Source organism: Streptomyces rishiriensis (assembly GCF_030815485.1).
Classification (GTDB): Bacteria; Actinomycetota; Actinomycetes; order Streptomycetales; family Streptomycetaceae; genus Streptomyces; species Streptomyces rishiriensis_A.
This window is the reverse complement of record NZ_JAUSWV010000001.1, coordinates 385,076-400,108: the sequence shown is the minus strand read 5'-3', so window position 1 is coordinate 400,108 and position 15,033 is coordinate 385,076. Positions and strand designations below refer to the sequence as shown.

General features: G+C 65.6%; 9 protein-coding genes and 2 pseudogenes. 10 read left to right on the top strand and 1 reads right to left on the bottom strand.

Features of this window, described 5'->3' with window-relative positions; all coding sequences use genetic code 11:
* Positions 1–492: 492 nt before the first annotated feature.
* Complete coding sequence (locus QF030_RS01895; RefSeq protein ID WP_307160868.1) at positions 493–723, top strand: transposase; 231 nt, start codon at positions 493–495, stop codon at positions 721–723.
* Between the two features lie 140 nt (positions 724–863).
* Here QF030_RS01895 and QF030_RS01890 read toward each other — a convergent pair whose 3' ends face one another.
* Positions 864–2,006, bottom strand: coding sequence for a glycosyltransferase family 4 protein (locus tag QF030_RS01890; protein WP_307160867.1), 1,143 nt, complete (start codon positions 2,004–2,006; stop codon positions 864–866).
* 637 nt (positions 2,007–2,643) lie between these two features.
* On the opposite strand from QF030_RS01890, the pseudogene QF030_RS40445 reads away from it, so the two are divergent.
* The 9 genes and pseudogenes from QF030_RS40445 to QF030_RS01855 form a co-directional block, all read left to right on the top strand.
* A pseudogene (locus QF030_RS40445) lies at positions 2,644–2,836 on the top strand (ISAzo13-like element transposase-related protein); the annotation flags it as partial.
* Positions 2,837–3,188: 352 nt separating this feature from the next.
* Entirely contained in the window at positions 3,189–4,124 is a 936-nt protein-coding gene (locus QF030_RS01885) for a COG4315 family predicted lipoprotein (RefSeq protein ID WP_307160866.1), read from the top strand.
* 365 nt (positions 4,125–4,489) lie between these two features.
* A complete protein-coding gene (locus QF030_RS01880) occupies positions 4,490–6,064 on the top strand; it encodes a DNA primase family protein (RefSeq protein WP_307160865.1) in 1,575 nt (524 codons plus the stop codon).
* A 133-nt stretch (positions 6,065–6,197) separates the two neighbouring features.
* The gene (locus QF030_RS01875) at positions 6,198–6,587 is read left to right on the top strand and encodes a DUF6009 family protein (protein ID WP_307160864.1); all 390 of its coding nucleotides are present in this window, start codon (positions 6,198–6,200) and stop codon (positions 6,585–6,587) included.
* Between the two features lie 996 nt (positions 6,588–7,583).
* The gene (locus tag QF030_RS01870) at positions 7,584–8,630 is read left to right on the top strand and encodes a hypothetical protein (RefSeq protein WP_307160862.1); all 1,047 of its coding nucleotides are present in this window, start codon (positions 7,584–7,586) and stop codon (positions 8,628–8,630) included.
* Positions 8,631–8,987: 357 nt separating this feature from the next.
* The gene (locus QF030_RS01865) at positions 8,988–9,248 is read left to right on the top strand and encodes a hypothetical protein (protein WP_307160861.1); all 261 of its coding nucleotides are present in this window, start codon (positions 8,988–8,990) and stop codon (positions 9,246–9,248) included.
* A 12-nt stretch (positions 9,249–9,260) separates the two neighbouring features.
* Positions 9,261–9,413, top strand: a pseudogene (locus tag QF030_RS40750) (zinc finger domain-containing protein); the annotation flags it as partial.
* 572 nt (positions 9,414–9,985) lie between these two features.
* A complete protein-coding gene (locus tag QF030_RS01860) occupies positions 9,986–10,312 on the top strand; it encodes a hypothetical protein (RefSeq protein ID WP_307160860.1) in 327 nt (108 codons plus the stop codon).
* Between the two features lie 1,095 nt (positions 10,313–11,407).
* Positions 11,408–14,125, top strand: a complete 2,718-nt coding sequence (locus QF030_RS01855) for an AfsR/SARP family transcriptional regulator (RefSeq protein ID WP_307160859.1) — start codon at positions 11,408–11,410, stop codon at positions 14,123–14,125.
* Positions 14,126–15,033: the final 908 nt, after the last annotated feature.

Genomic DNA, 15,033 nt, shown 5'->3' with positions numbered 1-15,033 from the left:
GCCAATGGGGCCTGTACCGTGACCGTGTCGGTACCAGCTCTGCCTGGCAGGCGCAGGACGGTCGGTCGTTCTTCGTCCACTAGGGATCGGGATCGGGTCCTCGCCGGCTGAGTCTGGGGACATGAGCGAGTTGTGCCTCGGAGCGTTGGGGAAGGCATTCGAGGTCCGGGACGTTTCGTCGGCGTTCGTGATCCGGCCCAGGGTGCGTTCGGCTTACCGTCTCCGTGGCAGGACGACGAGATCCTTGGGTACGCGTGGTTGGCGGACCTTCTGACAGGCATGTGCAGAGAGTCGCCGGACCAGGCGGTGAGCTGGCCAGCGTAGGCGGAGTCGGCCTGGACCTGGGTGATTTCGGCCGCATGAGGCGACGCCGAGGGGCACGTGTTGCTCTGCAGCCCGGGCCGGCCCGGCCCGGCCGAGCAGTTGCGCCGACATCACCCAGACCGACAGTCCGGACATGCCCGGTTCCTGGCCGACGGCCCGTTCATGGAGATGGAGATCTTTACGGACGCCTGCTACCGGGCCGTGCGCGCTCGGAGCGGCGGCCGCGTGATGACACCACCACATCGCAAGTTCAAGAAGAGCGCTCACACCTGGTACGGGGAACGGCGCGAGTTCCAGGCCGCAGTGCACCCCTCACGGCGCATCGACATCGTCCAGGCAGTCGCCGGACCGCTCTCACACCACCGGACCGTCACCCGGCCCAGCAGCTCTCGGGTGTGAACCGGGTGGCGGATCCGCGTCCTTCGACGCGACACGGCCAACCGCGCATGAGGCCTTTCGCTGGACGACCGAGGTGATCGGCGGACGGCCGCGCAGGCGGCGCCCGCGTGATGCCCTGTTTTCCTGAACCGTGAACTATCTCACCGTAGTTTGAGTGGGAGCCGTTCTGGTTGGTTGCGCAACGGTGTGGACGGCCTGCCCTGCAAAGCGCCTTGGACTTTCAGGGCTGTTGAATGCCAGCTGGGCAGGGTGCGCTGCCGCTGCTTGGCCAGGATTCTCAGCCGGTCGCGTAGCACCGGCTCTCGCATCCACTCGCCGAGCGCGTCACCCCAGGCCGTGGTGTCGCTCTGCGGAATGAGACGTCCAGGGCGCTTCGGCTCGCTCTCGCCGGGGAAGACGGCGTGGCCCATCGCTTCCGGAATCCCACCGACATCTGACGCGTAGACGGGCAGTCCATGCGCGAGTGCCTCGGTGATGCACATGCCGTACGGCTCGTTGTCGGACGCCAGCACCAGCAGACCGGCCCATGTGTACTCGGCGTCCAGTTCGGTGCTGGTCAGTGGGCCGAGCAGGGAAATCCGGTCGACGAGTCCGGTCTCGGCAATCGAGGCCCGCAGCCGAGCGGCGTATGCGGGGTCCGGCTCCGCACCGGCCACCTTCAGGTGCCACGGCAGATCACGCGGAAGGGTGGCGAGCGCGCTCACGAGCGTGGTGTGTCCCTTGCGCTCGGTGGTACTGGCCACGCAGAGCAGATGTCGGCCACCGCTGAGGGTGCCGCCCGACGCGAGGGGAGAGGGATGAACGCCAGGCACGGCGACATGCACGCGAGCACCCGGCAAGCCATGGCGCTCGGTGAGTTGTAAGGCCGTCCAGTGGCTGGTCGCGACAGCCGCAGACGCGTATCCCAGTGCCTCGCGCTCGGCGCGATCGAGGGCTCTGGCCACCTGTGGGTCCAACCCGGTCTCGTCGGCGAGCGGCAGATGGACCAGGACCACCAGGCGCTGCCGCTCACAGTGGGTGGCCATGATGTCCGGGACCCCGCAGGCGATCAACCCGTCCAACAGCACCACCGAGTGATCGGGTATCGCCTCCAGAATGGAGGACAGCTCGCGCAGGCTGTCGGGAGCCGCGCGGGGCCAGGAGCCGGCCACGGGCCGCACCTGCACGTTCCAGCCAAGCCCATCGCTCAACTCCCGGGCCAGCTCACGGTCGTACCGGTTGCCGCCCGACGGGCGGCGTTCGTCGTTCAACCCGGCTGGTACGACGAAGTACACAGCAGTCACCCTTGCTTACTCCTTCACCTTTGTTGTTACAGAGCGTATGGGTACCGTTGCCATCATGGTGATCTTGGTCAAACTTCGGTGAGATCGCCCAAAGTCCAATGAGACGGGACACGCGATGTTGACCCGTTCCTGAACTGCAAGAAACGTGGGCTGGAGAGGGCGTAGCGCAAGCGGCCATCCCCGGGCAGGGACTTGGAAACTCGGACGAACCTGCCAGGTACCTCCTCAATCGCTGTCGCTCTCTGCGATATTTACGGCGCGCAAGGTGATCGGGCGCACTCGGGGCCGTCGGAGACTGCGCTCACGAAGGCCACTCTAGAGCTGCCCGAGACATGCCCAGCGCCGGTGAGGCAGGCTGTAGGAGCCCGTTGAGACTGGGCAAAGCGAAGTTCCAGGAGCGGATTTCGCCGGGCACCGCAGCACCGCGCCCTTGAGTTCGTCCGCGAGCCGCGCGGCCGCGTCTAGGGGGTGTCTGACATATGGGCGTGGTGAGCGGGCGTGCCAGGCGTCGCGACGCCGCGGGCATTTCCGGCGCAATCGCCATTCCTGGCCGTAGGCGGCGATGTCTGGTCCGCGGAGTGGGAAGAAGTACTCGTGCGGGTCGGCCACCGGTTCGTCGGGTGAATCCGCGGCGGAGGATGCGCGCCCACGTGCACGGCCTGATCGGTCCGGTGGGCCGGAAGAACAGCCGGCAGCCAAGGAGTGGCCCGGCAACCGCGACCGGCCCGGCCGCACCTGGCGACCGGGCGGAAGCCCGGTCGAAGTGGACTGCCACACCTTGAGACCAACCGGTGGTCATCCCTTTCGGGATCTACGACATCGCCCACAACTTCCACAACCTGACGTGACGTCAGCCGAGTACCCTCAGAAGCACGGCTCTGACCAGCAGCGATAGCGAACTGCGACGGGAGTACCAGGCTCGGCGCGGCGGTATCCGCATGCTTTTTGGCGACTTGACGGCATCACCAAAAAGCATGAGGTCGACACCCTGCGTGACAGTGCCGTAGACATCTATTCGCGGCCGTCGAGATAACGTTCGAGTAACGGACTGCGAGATTTAGAACTCCAGAAGAGAGCAGAGCCGTGTCCGGGGTGTCAAAACGTTCTGGGTACTACCAGGGCGGCATCTTCTTCGGAGGTTCAGTGTCTCGCACTCGTAGCACCCTTTTCGCAGCGGTCGTCGTGGCCGGTGCTCTGACGCTTACCGCTTGTGGTGGTGACGAAAACAGCAACGGAGCCTCGGATGCTGCCGCTGCATCCGAGGAAGTCAGCTTCAAGAGCGGTACTGCTGAACAGAATAAGGCCGATCTGAGTACCGGCGACTTTGCAGCCAACGCAGCCCCCGCGAAGCAGGCCAAGGAATCCGGGCCAGTGATCCGCAACTGGGTTCAGCTTTCGGCAGGTGCGGCCGGGGACCTGGACCCCGTTGTGACAAACGCTGCGGGGTTTGTCCTGTACCGGTTCGACAAGGATGCGCCCTCCCAGTCCAACTGCTTCGATCAGTGTGAAAAGACATGGCCGCCGTATGTCGTGAAGCCTGGCGGCAAGGTTTTCATTGACGGAATCAACAAGGCTGATGTGGGCTTCATCAAGCGGGGCAAGGGGTTCCAGGTGACCATCGGAAAGGCTCCGGTGTACCTGTTCAGCAAGGATCTCGCCCCGGGCGACACCAACGGCCAGGGTGTTGGCGGTACCTGGTTCGGTGTCACGCCCGACGGCCAGAGGGCGGGCACGGACGCCGACGCACCTGAGCCCGATGTCGAGGAGCCCGCGGCCGGGTCAGGCGATGGCGACAGCAACTCGACCGCATCCGAGCTGGTCAAGCGTTCGGTTGAAGGCTTCTACAAGTACGCCGAGGACGCCACGGACAGCGAAAGTGCGGTGGGGACCGTCAAGGGCACTGGTTGCCAGAATGTTCCCTCGCTGGGCGGAGCAATCTCCACTATCGGTCCCGAGGATGCGGCATCGGGTGGAAAGCCCATCAAGCTGTGGTCCGGACGCGACTGCACCGGCGAATCCCTTCTGCTCCGGAACGGAAACGCTGCAGACCTTGCAGACATGAACTTCGACAACAAGACCCGCTCCATCTTCATCGGAGAGTTCAAGGACGCCAGTTAGTAGGACCCCTGCCTTTGAGCGACAGAAACATTGCGCCGGTATGGCGACCGAACTGCCACTCCTGCCAGATTTCACGATCTTCTGGCAGGAGTAGCTTTGCGTTCCCAATCATCCGCTCAGGATCTACGTGCTCTCCATGCATCAAGCGGCCTGCGGACACTCCAGGCCTGCCTGCGCCGCCGTAAGCGCCCGGAATACCTGGAAGATTCCGGCCAGGTATCGGCAGAAGGGCAGACGGCTGAGCACACGAGGGCTCACAGACCCTTCCGTACCCGGAAACACACTCCTGAACGGAGGCGAAGGCGTTCCGCACATGTCGGCCCGTTCGCCGGCACGTAACGCCCGCTCCACACCCGAGGAGGTTCATGAGCGCCGAACCTGTCCGCTTCGACGCCGCAGCCGTCGCCGCGCAGATTCGTCAGCAGGCGTTTGGCTTTGCACCGTCCAAGCCGGTTCCTGGCCCAAGTCTGCCCATACAGCAGACCAGCCTTCGCCGCCCACCGCGCGCCGCTGAGCCGTTGACACGCTTCCTTCCGGACTCACTCACCGACCGCGGCAACGCGAAGCTGTTCGCCCGCCTCTACAACGATCAGTTCCGATATGTGATCGGCATGGGCTGGCACTCGTGGGACGCCTATCGTTGGAAACTCACAGGTGGCGACGAAGCCGCCCGATGGGCAGCCGGAGAACTTGCCGAGCAGATCCCCGAGCGCGATCCCGAAGGCCGCTTCACCGACCGCCAGCTCGCATCACACCGCCGACACTCCGAATCATCCTCCGGAATAAAGGCACTTCTGTACCAAGCGCAGGCATCCCCTGCATTGCGCCTGGCCCCCGACATTCTCGACGGTGATATCTACGCTCTGTGCACTCCCTCCGGAGTCGTCGACCTGCGCACTGGGGAGCTGCGCAAGCCCGACCCTCTCACCGACATGCACTCCCGCGCCACCACCGTCGCACCGCAGAAGATTCCCATCCCTCGGTGGAACAGCTTCCTGCGTGACACCTTCGGAGACGACCACAGAGGACTGGAGACCATCCGGTTTTTGCACCTGCTGCTCGGCTACTCCATCACCGGTGACGTCGGCGCCCAAGTGATGCCGTTCCTCTATGGCTCCGGTGCCAACGGCAAGTCCGTTCTGCTCGAAGTCACCATGCAGATTCTGGGAGACTACGCGAACGCCGCCCCTCCCGGATTCCTCATGGAAAAGGGAAAGTTCACTGAGCACTCCACCGAACTCACCGAACTCCACGGCAGACGCATCGTGGTGTGCAGTGAACTGAAGCCGAACGACAAGTTCAACGAAGGCCGTGTGAAGCTTCTCACCGGCGGTGACACCATTACTGCCCGGCGCATGAGGCAGAACTTCTTTACCTTCGCACCCACGCACAAGCTCTGGCTGCTAGGCAACCATCGCCCCGAAGTGGGAACCGGTGGATACGCCTTCTGGCGTCGTATGCGCATCATCCCCTTCGAACGACGTGTGCCCGACGAACGCAAGGTCGACAACCTGGCAGCCGAACTCGTGACCGACGAAGGCCCCGGGATTCTGCAATGGCTCATCGAGGGAGCAATGCAATACCTGTCCACCCGGGACCCGCTCACCGGTCCGGCTTCCGTCCGTATCGCCACCGCCGCATACGAGACCACGGAGGATCACATAGGTCGCTTCATCACAGAACGCTGCGTCAGGAACGAGGCCGGCCGCACCGACCCGGATCTGCGGGTCGAACAGAAGTTGCTCTACGAAGCCTATGGCCACTGGTGCTCCGACGAAGGCATCCGCGCCTCCACACCGCGCGCCTTCGCCAGCCGAATCCGCCAGGAACTCGGGCTGTCCTCACCCTCGGACATGATCAAAAGCAATGCGACCAAGTTCTATCCCGGCTTGGGCCTGCTTCCCGACGGAGCCGTCCCGGACGGGGGGAGGAGCGTATGACGACATGCTCCCAGGAAAAGCTGATCGAGCGACCGTACGATGGATCATGCTTCGCCCCCCACCGGTCGAGGTGCGGCAAGCCAGCCAACGCAATGACCGGTCCCGGCGAGGCCGGCGGCATACAGGAGACCCGATGAGCGCGATGCCGCAGAAAGGCGATCTCGCCCAGGAGACCGAGATCGTCTGGCTCGAAGACCCCATGCGCCTCGACTACGTCCGGCAGGCTCTCGACAAGGTCAACACACGCAGGGGAAAGCCCCGTTACGAGCGTGACGGCCGGCTGATCGGCTACAGCAACCTCGAACCCGAGGCGCCTCGGCGTATCGACAGTGGCCTGTTTGCCCGGCGCATCTTCTATCTACTGCCCCACGACCGGCCCAACCGCCCTAGTGACCCTGATTGCCCGTACAACGTGGGATCCCCCCTTGAAGCAGTCGACCCCAGGACTGTGGGGGCAGGGCAGGTCGGACGGAAGACCGCTCGTTCACAAGGCACTCCGGATTCGGTGCCCGCGGGATCTTGAGCACGGTGCGTGTCGCCTGGTGAGGGCCGAAGCACCATGTGATGCCTTACCGGCGGTAGCCGTGCCCCAGGACGCGCGCCATGGCCCCATGGGTCACCAGAGGCGGCGACTGCTTTGCACGATGACCCGGCCTCTGCGCAAAGCAGTCGCAGGCGGGACATGGTGACGAGTGCAGATTCCTCGGCTGCATCGAAGGGGTAGCCGAGGTGCGCCGGAACAAGCATGACGGGGTGACAGTAACGCGACCGCCGCCGTGGGGGCAGTCCCCGTCGCGATGACCTCAGAAATGCCCAGTCAACAGGACGCCCTTACGAGGTGAATCGGCCGGCCGCTCCTTCAGAAAGCGGGACGGCTCACCCTGCTGGTCAGCTGGCTTTCGGATCAGCTCCAGTGGGTTGAACTGCAACCCACCCACCGCCGTATTAGCGGTTGGATGCCGGTAGGCATGCGGAGCTGCTGCCGCGCCCCCGCAATGGGCAGCGGCTCCACACGGCGTTCACCCCTGCCTCAATGTCCGCGGTTGAGGCAGGGGTGTCTCGCCGCACTCCGGTCTCTCAATCAGCGCGGAGACCGCACCAGGGTTCCACCCGACGTTCCCATCTTCATCGGAAGATCTCAAGACAGCAGGAGGCCGCGGTCGACGCATACGCGATGGAGGCACGGCACAGCCGGCAAGAATGTGCCACCACCGAAGGAACATCGCCGGCCCCACAGACCTCGCCGGCCACCACCAGATTACGCGGCAGCACGGTGTACTTCCGCCGAGGTTGCTTCGGCCACACGACACCAGTCAGAGACCCGGCGCCCTCAAGCGGACGGGCGGCTTCGGGCGACTGAGAAAGCGCGAATCGGCCCAATCAGCCCCGACGACAGCTTTTTCTGCCGGAATATGTGACAAGGAATTTACCTTTTGTGCACGTGGCGAGATCGGTCGCTGCGTGCCTGGATGCGTCGGCAAACAACGAACTCGAGAACAACCTATAGGGGACGTGCTGGATGGATAATCTCGACGAAATTGCCAAGGACATCTACGACTTCGCTCGCGCTCAGGCCTCCGGTAAGTCGCAGAAGCGCGGGTCGGCGGCTCGATTCGATCTCCCGAACGGCCAACATGCAGGGATAGTCGCTAGCAAGCTGGCCGAGATGTACCGGAAGGAGAATCAGGGCGGGCTGTTTGCCTCGGTGCGTAATGTATTCAAGGCTAAAAATTTGTCAGCGTCAAGAGGTGCTGGAAAGGCCAAAGAGGCCATCGCTCTGTACGAGCGAAGTCGGCAAGAGGTTTACGACGTAACTGGCGATAAAATCAATAAATTGCATGCAGTCTTCAAGGGGTGGGAGCGAGCTGACGCGAAGCGTGCCGAATTCGTTGCGTCACAGTTCGATCATGAAAGAAGCGCTGCGGCAACTTCTCCGTCAGGTCGCGGGAGCGATCAATTCTCGCAGGTGGCATTCGCCAGTTACTCGGACGCGGTCAATGACACTGTCTACCAGTTGGAAGAGACGGCCAGCCGGGCGCGACAGAAAATCGATAGCGCATACTCGGCACTAGAAAGGGTGCGGGCCATCGAAATGGATCGCACTCCCTACGGGAGTCCGGACACTTCCGAAAATATGCACGACGGCATGAAAAGGGTGGCGGATTTTGTTTCGCAGGTAACCAATGACCTTGAGGCGGCCACCAAGAATGCGCAGAGCAAAATTGCAGAGCTGGGTACAAATTACCGTCAACTCATTGGCGAAGATGCTTTGGTGCGGCGGCCGCATGCTGCGCAGTCAACAATAAATGGGCTGAGCGTCCGCGATGCTGCGGGACTCCAGCCGAGAAAATCGTCCACTTTCGCACCGCAAGCGCAAATGCTCTCGCTCGATGGGAGGGGGGGGTCGTCGGAAAGGGTGAACGCTTTGAAGCCGGAAGGTGCACTCTCGACGAGAGAACTTGCTCGCATGAAGCCGGCGGCTGAAACTCCGAGTCATTCGGCGGGCAGCAGCACCGCGGCACCCGCGCGGCCTCAGGGGCAACGGTCTCATCGTCAACGGAGGTGACCGAATTACTCATCGGTACTCCGGCGGACATTCCCGCACACTCCTGAAGTTGTCCAGCGCGGCGGCACACGAAGCAGCTGGCTTCTTTCCGGGGTCGCTCACGGCATTGTCGGTAAAGGCTCCGGGGTGATGGCATGATGCTCGGTCCGGTGGCGGACGGCCAGCTCAGCGGTGGCTTTCTCGCAACGAAGCAGGCACCACCCCACGATGAAGGAGCTCTTTACGCCCCGTGACACGTGTCCGGACCATCCAGCCAAGGCGGCATCGTCGATCCCTTCGGTCTCTTGCCGCCTGCGCGAGAACTCCCCGGGCCAGCACCTGGGAAGCCCGAGTCTGCTGGGACGGCCGGTCGACGTCATGCCGCCCACAAGCTGGCCCCGCCTGGTCGCCTTACCGGCTCTCACCGCGTGCACCCAGCTCCTGCCGCCGCTCGACGAGATCCGCGCCGTCGCGGGCCGGGTCGGAAGACCGCGGCTGTGCCCGGACGCGCTGCTGACCGACCACGGCTACGAGCACGACAAGTACCGGCGCCTGTTCTGCCAGCGTGGGATCCGTCCCGTCATCGCGAAGGCGGGGCGGCCTCAGGGCACTGGCCTGGGTTGTGCGAGGTGCTTCTGAGGGACTGCCGCCATGGATTTGACGCCCGATCAGGCCGCATTGGCGGCAGAACGTCACGACTGCCTGAACTGTGACGCGCCCGCTGGCAGCGCCTGCCGCACCCGGGGCGGGAAGACCGCCGCGAAGTACCACACCCCCCGCTTCGTCCTCGTCCCCGCGCTCCGCGAGGAACTGGAGATCCCGGTGCCCGCCGACCGGCACCCGGGCCGCGCGTGGAAGCAGGGTCCGGCGCTCGCCGTCGTCCCCGCGCCCCGCACCGAACGGCCGGTGCGGATCGGGTACGCCAGGACGCCGCCCGCCAGGAGCTGGCGAGCCAGCTCGAAGCCCTCCACCGGGCGGAGTGTCACAAGGTCTTCAAGGTCAAGGTCCGGCCCGAGCTGGAGAAGGCGCTGGCCTGGCCCACCAGTTCAAGGAAGCCGCACCCGAGGCACCGGTCATCTTCACGGTGCACGAGCTGAAGCGGCTCGCGCAGAACGCGGCCGAGCTGATGACGCTGTCCGCCGAGCTCCAGGCCAGCGGCATCCAGCTCGAACTCCTCACGCGGGCAAGAACCCCTCGGTCGCCTCGCTGTACCGGGCCCTCGCCGAAGCCGAGCAGGCCGACGAGGACGACGGCCTGCTGCTGCGGCCCAAACCCGTCCGCATCCGCCGGCCCGAGGACCCGCTCAGCCCCGAAGAGATCGACCTGCGCGAACGGCTCCAGGCCCAGCCCCACCCCGAACGCAGCAGGCGCGCACCGTGGATGACCTCCAGGCCGTACGAGCGCAGGAATACGCGAAGGTGTACGACGAACTCCTCGCTGCCGCTGCACCGCTCGACATGCTGCGGCGCCTGGAAGGCGGGAGCGTCGACGGCCACGCGACCGCCGCCATGCACGCAGTCCGCTTCGCCGCCACCATCCTCTGGCCGACCGTCCCGAACACCCCGCCGCCCGGCTACCGCCACGACAGCGAACGCCTGCTCCACCTCGCCGCGAACTGGCGCGAGGCAGCACTGGAACTCCGTGAGTTCGCCCCCAAGCGCCCCGCTCTCCGGCTCGTCAGCGATAAGACACCGGCGGACTGAGGGCGGTGGCGCGCGGGCGGCGATGGGCGTAGACGGAGGTATGGCTGACACGCGGCGCTGCCCGATGTGCCACGAGCCGCTGACCTCAGACCCGGCACCGGACGGCTCCCGCGCCTGACGCCCGCGATGCGCCGAGCCACGAAGGACCGACCGCTGCGCCGGTACTGCTCGACCGCGTGCAAGTCGGCCTGGTTCCGGCACCTGCCCGACGTGCGGCCTACCGCTGTACCGCTGTACCCAAGGCCGAGGTCCTGGACCCGATCGTCGAGCACCGTCAGACCTTGGTATCAGCCAGTCCCTGCAATCACCTTTGTCGGCAGCTTCGGCAACTGCTCGAGCAGCGCACGCTTCTGCGACCCGACCCGACCCGACCCGACCCGACCCGACCGCGTCCGCGTTCGCGTTCGAGCCGTTCGCTGCCCGCTGGTTCATGCGTAGTGCGTCGTCCGCCGTCGCACTACGGATGGAGCGCCTTGCGATCCGCAGCATCCGTTCAATTGTTCGAATCGACATCTGCTCGGCTTGGTGAAGCCGACGGATCTCGGCCCACACTCCTCCCTGTCCGACTCGGCGAGCCGGCCAAAGTGCACCAGTACTGGGCCCTTCAGCCGTCGTCGTCGGCAGGAGATCGAAGGCTCCAGTGCCCCAGGGCCAGTGGCCGACGTCGGCCGGTCGGGGGCGTTCGTGGCGAACCGCCCTCACGCCCTGGATGCCACCTCGGCCGCCGGCACTTCCCGATCTGCCAGTAGCCCCAACCACTTTGAGGACAGCGTCGTTCGACAGACCCCGCCGTTAGACTCTGGAAGCCGTCCGCGTGGCTAACCCGGCAAGTGGCCCCCGTTGTCGCCTTGGCTGCAAGTTCCCTGAGGAGGAGGCCGGTGGAAGAGCGGTTGTGGTTCTCGGTTCTGGGGCCGGTCAGGGCGTGGCGTGATGAAGCCGAGGTCGAACTCGGGCCCCCTCAGCAGCGTGCGGTACTGGCCGTGCTGCTGCTGGCGGAGGGTTCGCAGGTGCCAGGCCGTTCGGTTGGTCGATGCGGTGTGGGGGACCGCGGCACCGGCCTCGGCGTCCACAATTCTGCGGGGCTATGTCCACCGGTTGAGGAAGTCGCTCGAGTCCGGCGGGAACGCCTCGTCGTCCATGATCCGCTCCACCGGTGACGGCTATCAGCTTCGTGTGACGCCGGAGGAGCTGGATTTAGGCGCCTTCCAGGAACAGCTGGTTCAGGCCGAGCGGGCACGCAGCGCCGGGGACACCAAGGACATGCTGAGGTACCTGCGTGATGCCCTCGGTCTGTGGCAAGGGGCAGCACTGGCCGGCATCCGGGGCGCGTACGCGCAGAGCCAGCGGCAGCGGCTGGGGGAGCTGCGCCGGTCCGCTCAGGTGGCCCGCTTCACGGCCGAACTCGACCTGGGCGCCCACGCGCCGATAACTGGAGAGCTGGCCGGGCTGGTTGCCGAGGACCCGCTGGACGAGCGGCTCAGGGCACTGCTGATGCTTGCCCTGTACCGGTCAGGGCGGCAGGCGGCGGCTCTCGCCGTCTACCGCGAGGCACAGATACTGCTCGCGGATGAGCTGGGGGTCGATCCCGGCCCGGAGCTGCAGACGATGTACCAGCGCGTCCTGCGAGCCGACGCTGGGCTGCTGGCTCCGTCCGCCCACGCTGGGCCCGCCCACGCTGGGCCCGCCCACGCTGCGCCCGCCCCGGCTCCTGTCCTGGCTTCTGCCCTGGCTCCAGCTGCCCCAGCCCAACTCCCCGCCGATCTGGCGGCCTTCGTCGGCAGGGAAGCGGAACTGGCCGAAGTGGCCCGACTGCCTGCAGCCGGCGCCGTCGTGATCAGCGCCATCGCGGGCATGGCGGGCGTCGGCAAGACCACCTTCGCGGTGCACTGGGCGCGGCAGGTCGCCGACCGCTTCCCCGACGGTCAGCTGTACCTGAATCTGCGCGGCTTCGACCCGATCGGTCTTCCGGTCCCGCCCCAGCACGCCCTGCGGACACTGCTGGAGTCGCTTGGCACGGACACGAACGGTATGACGCAGGACATCCACACGCTCGCGGTCCGGTATCGCACCCAGCTCGCCGGCAAGCGGATACTTCTGCTGCTGGACAACGCTCGCGATGCCGCCCAGGTGCGGCCGCTGCTGCCCGGTGCGCCCGGCTGTCTGGTCATCGTCACCAGCCGCAACCGGCTTGCCGGACTGGTCGCTGTCGATGGCGCCTACGCCTTGAACCTCGACGTGCTCTCCCCGTCGGAGGCCCGCGAACTGCTCGCCCGCCGCCTGGGACAGCAACGCGTGACAGCCGAACCGGACGCGGTCCACGAGATCATCGCCCAGTGCGCCCGGCTGCCGCTGGCTCTGGCCATCACCGCGGCCCGCGCCGCGACCCGGCCGGCAGTCTTCCTGGCATCGATCGCGGACGAACTGCGCGACAGCGCCGACGGCCTGGACGTATTCAACGGCGGCGACACCGCGGCCGACGTGCGTGCCGTCTTCTCCTGGTCCTACCACACCCTGACCCCCGACGCCGCCCGCCTGTTCCGGCTGCTCGCACTGCACCCGGGCCCCGACGTCACCCTGCCCGCCGCCACCAGCCTGGCGGGCCTCACCGTCCCCCGCACCCGACAGCTGCTCGGCGAACTCACCCAGGCTCACCTCGTGGACGAGGCCGTCCCCGGCCGCTATGTCTCGCACGACCTGCTGCGCGCCTACGCCACCGAGCTGATCGACACCGTCGAACCACCCCAACAGGTGCAAGCTGCCCGACTGAGGATGTTCGACCACTACCTCCACACCGCCCACGAGGCCGCCGCACTGACGACCTCACGTGCACTGATCTCCCTGGCGCCCGCAGCCGAGGGGGTGCACCCCGAACAGCTCACCGAAGACACAGGGAAGGCGACGGCCTGGTTCGCCGCAGAGGAGGCGGTGCTGCTGGCAGTCCGTGAAGAGGCCGCCAACCGCCGATACGACACCCACACGTGGCAACTCGCCTGGGCCATCGGCCATCACCTGCACCTACGAGGCCTATGGCGCGAGCAAGAGGCTGTACACCGTGCCGCCATAGAAGTGGCCTGCCGGCTGGGCGACCGGACCGCCCAAGCCCATGTGCACAACGGTCTGACCCTTGCCACGGGGAACTTGGGCCGCCTCGACGACGCACGCATGCATGCCGAACGGGCCGTCGAACTGTTCACACAATCGGGCGACATGAGAGCCTACGCGGACAGCTACTACAACCTGGCCTGGGTAAGGGTTCGCCAGGGCGATCCGGAAGCCGCGCTCGGCGCCGTTCATCAGTCCCTCATGCTCTTCCGGGCCTGTGCCAGCCGCTCTGGCGACGACCGCCGCGGCCAGCGGGCCATAGCGACCGCGCTCAACGCGGTCGGCTGGTGCCACACCCTCCTCGGGCAGCACCAACAAGCCCTCGACTACTGCCGGCAAGCACTGGCCCTGCAACAAGAACTCGGCCACGACGCCGGCACGGCGGACACCTGGGACAGCATCGGCCATGCGCTCCATCACCTCGGACAGTACGACGAAGCCGTAGCCGCCTATGGCAACGCCCTCGCCCTCTACCGGCAGCTCGATGCTCCCCGACTCAGAGCTATCACTCTCATGCACCTGGGGGACACCCACCTCAGCGCCGGCCACCCCGAGGCGGCCCGCGCCGCGTGGACCGAGGCACTGGACGCCATGGACGAACTCGGCGACGCCGACGCCGAGCAACTTGCCGAACCCCTCCGTGACCGATGGCGCCGGCTCGGCGAGCCGAGTGACCCTCCAGGCACGGGCGCGGATCTCACCGACTCGTAGTCTGCCTTCGCTCCATAACCGCGAGTGGCGCTGTACCGCCGGGTGCATCAGCGGCCGAAGAGAACCAGACCGCCCAGACCGTCCAAGCCGAACAGCCGGCCGTCGGTCCGTCGCGGAGGAAGTCGGTGGGGTCGCGCTATGCGACGCCACATCGGGAGACTGCTGCCGGACTCGGGCCTGGGCGCGCAGACCCGGCGGCCGGGTGATCACACCACCGCATCGCACGTAGGAACGCCCCGGACTGGTACGAGGAGGTGCACGAACGCCGGCGCAGGGCGCACTCCTCGGGCCGCATCCAGGCTGGACACGGCATCGCCCATCTGAAGAGGTGGCGGGCCCCGGCCCGCCACCTCCCTCGAACGCGGCCCGGTGAACCATTTCTATCGTCAGCACGTAGTCGCTTTGCACACGTGGTGGGAACGGATGAACAATCTTCCGGTCCACCAGAGAATTCCTCCGGTATTGTTTAGGGGTAAGTTATGGCTGCTACTGTAGATGGTGTGGCTGCAGAGGCTGCGAAGTTCGCGAGAATGGCGATTCATCCTGAATCGCCGGGCCTGGAGCAAGGTCTGCTGTGTTACCGCAATATCGCCCGAGCGTCGGTTTTGAATAAGATACACAACGGAGATCCTCGAGCGTACGCGCAGTGGGCACGGCGACCCGGGGCTATGTCATTTGAAAATAGTTGGCCGGGAATTCATGGAAAGATAATGACTGGCGAGCAAGATTTTAGTTCCTGGAGGGATGCGTGGTGCAAGGCCAATATAGGTACCTATAATTCTTCTGGAAGGGAGATTCTTGGGCATATCGAGCACCTTGCTTCTACGGCTTGGCGGGAGGTAGCGAAAAACGAGTTCCCTCCCCCTCCTCGCAGTCGCAAGGTGTCCGGCCTGAGAACTGCAGACGTG

Excerpts from the sequence above, each read along its gene's own strand:
- QF030_RS01895 (WP_307160868.1), top strand. The coding sequence starts at position 493 with ATGGAGATCTTTACGGACGCCTGCTACCGGGCCGTGCGCGCTCGGAGC.
- QF030_RS01880 (WP_307160865.1), top strand. The coding sequence starts at position 4,490 with ATGAGCGCCGAACCTGTCCGCTTCGACGCCGCAGCCGTCGCCGCGCAG.
- QF030_RS01875 (WP_307160864.1), top strand. The coding sequence starts at position 6,198 with ATGAGCGCGATGCCGCAGAAAGGCGATCTCGCCCAGGAGACCGAGATC.
- QF030_RS01870 (WP_307160862.1), top strand. The coding sequence starts at position 7,584 with ATGGATAATCTCGACGAAATTGCCAAGGACATCTACGACTTCGCTCGC.
- QF030_RS01865 (WP_307160861.1), top strand. The coding sequence starts at position 8,988 with ATGCCGCCCACAAGCTGGCCCCGCCTGGTCGCCTTACCGGCTCTCACC.